At 45.9% G+C, this 1,937-nt stretch carries 4 protein-coding genes; 2 read left to right on the top strand and 2 right to left on the bottom strand.

The genetic code is table 11. The features are described 5' to 3' along the window. Both BO26_RS24310 and BO26_RS18360 read left to right on the top strand, forming a co-directional pair. The coding region (locus BO26_RS24310) for a DUF4258 domain-containing protein (RefSeq protein WP_236637595.1) at nucleotides 1-753 on the top strand (753 nt) is incomplete at its 5' end. Beyond that, nucleotides 743-1,015: a hypothetical protein gene (locus BO26_RS18360; protein WP_036774039.1), complete on the top strand. Its 273-nt coding sequence runs from the start codon at nucleotides 743-745 to the stop codon at nucleotides 1,013-1,015. The genes BO26_RS24310 and BO26_RS18360, both read left to right, overlap by 11 nt. A gap of 46 nt (nucleotides 1,016-1,061) precedes the next feature. Here BO26_RS18360 and BO26_RS18365 read toward each other — a convergent pair whose 3' ends face one another. Together BO26_RS18365 and BO26_RS18370 are read right to left on the bottom strand one after the other, a co-directional pair. Continuing rightward, nucleotides 1,062-1,289 carry a SymE family type I addiction module toxin gene (locus BO26_RS18365; protein WP_036774041.1) on the bottom strand — a complete coding sequence of 76 codons (228 nt, stop codon included), beginning with the start codon at nucleotides 1,287-1,289 and terminating at the stop codon, nucleotides 1,062-1,064. A 72-nt stretch (nucleotides 1,290-1,361) separates the two neighbouring features. Next, entirely contained in the window at nucleotides 1,362-1,724 is a 363-nt protein-coding gene (locus tag BO26_RS18370) for a helix-turn-helix domain-containing protein (protein WP_011147857.1), read from the bottom strand. Nucleotides 1,725-1,937: the final 213 nt, after the last annotated feature.

Here is a 1,937-nt window from a genome sequence, read left to right on the forward strand (position 1 = left end):
ATTGAGAATAACTTCCTGAGTGCTGACCAGATAACGGATTTTGCGGCCAGAGCCAAAGGGTGTGAGGGACGCGGCGACTGCAAACAGATCACGAAGGAAATGGAAGATCTGAGCCTCAAGCAGCAAAAAGAGCTGATCGCGGTGTGTTCTTCCAACCCCGCCGCCTGCAAGGAAAAATACGGCGATATCCCGGCTAATGGTATGCTGGTACGTCAAGCCATCGATCGCGTACTGGGTGACGATGTACCTTCACGGATGAAGAATGACATGTCTTCTCTGTTGGCCCAGCAGATTGAAGCCGAAGGCGTCGTTTCGAGTACGGAATTTGCCAGCCAGTTGCAAAGCCGCTACGGTATTGACAAGCAGCAGGCAGAGATCTTGGCGAGCGCTGCACTGGGTGCTGTGACTGGAGGATTGGGTAAAGGTAAATCTGGAAACTCTGCAAATAATACAAATTCTGGGGCTACTCTCCCTATGGGAGGTAAACAGAAGCAGATGAATCAGCCTAAAAATCCCTCTTACCAACCCGTAAGGAATGAACCTGCGACTATTAATAACAGAGAGTATTCTGGTCATGCCTTGGATCGTATGCAAGATCGCGGAATCACTCCATCTGTTGTAGAAAATACCATCAAAAATGGAATATCAACCCCGAGTAGAGGGGGAACGACTGTTCATTATGACCCAATGAATAATGTATCTATTGTTACTAATGAATCAGGTAAAGTGGTAACGGTGAAATATGGAAAATAAAGAATCCTTGATAAAAGATGCGGTTAACTCATTAGATGACTTAATGGTGTTCTCTAGGTTCATTCATTCATCAGAGGATCTGTACGATGATGAGCGATATCAGAAAATATGGTTTGAATTAGAAATAATTAATTCTGTTGCTTTAGCTGAATGGGAAGATCAAGGTCGACCAAGTGATTGGACTAAAGAATGGAGCATTAAATTTAAAGAAGAAGCCACTGAAGTGATGGCTTCACTTATTAATCGAATAAAAGAATGTTAATAAAATTCCCGGCTTTATGAATTGACCAAGATCTTTCTTTTAGCCGTCAACCGTTCTCTACCAGCCGGATAATCAACTGTCCGGCTTCGCTGGTAATGGTGATCGGCTTCCCTGTGGTAAAACCCAACGCGGCTAACCAACGTCCCTTAATGGTGAGCTGCGGGTACGGATTGGGCTTGCCCCGGTTAGGCCGGTAGCCCACGGTGTAATGCCGTGGCTTTACAGCCTGCCCTTTAGTTGTAATGGTTTTTGCTTTAGAATCGCATTTAGCCATGATGAACTACCTCTGATAGTTGGTGATGGTTAGCGGCGTTGAAGTGTTCCCGCACTTCAGCGCCGTGCTGTGTTAACTCTCTTCCTTCGCTGTTGTTGAAATACAGGCCATTGTGCCGGCAATTTGAGTTTTGATGATCATTGCATCCAGCAACTCCTTAATAACCTCCTGCTCATACTGCGGCATACGAGAAATTGCCTCAAATTGATAGCGCAGCCGCTCACTGGGACCGCGCTCCTGTTCATCAAAAACCAGCATATCCGCACTGACACCGAGCGAAATAGCCAAGCGACGTATTACCTCTAAGGTAGGTTGTGCTGAGCCTCCCTCATAACGCCGGATCTGTAAAACTGCCACACCAGCCATATCAGCCAGCGCCTGCTGAGTGAGCCCGCGCTCCTTGCGTAATGTGGTAAGCCGTTCAGGGAACTGCATATCGAGAAACCAGGTTGTTGAACTTGATATCACTATATATCCCCCTTTTAAAAAGCTTGTTTTTAGATATCTTATCAGATATGTTTTAAATATCAATATAGCATCTTGACAGGTTTTTACAGGAGGTCATTGATGACCCGCATTCCCGATACCGATTTAGCCCACTTAAAGCAAACTGTCTCATTGCTGGGACTGGCGCGTAAGCAAGGCCGT

Origin of the sequence: Photorhabdus australis DSM 17609 (assembly GCF_000711895.1) — a bacterium.
In the GTDB taxonomy this organism is placed as follows: Bacteria; Pseudomonadota; Gammaproteobacteria; order Enterobacterales; family Enterobacteriaceae; genus Photorhabdus; species Photorhabdus australis.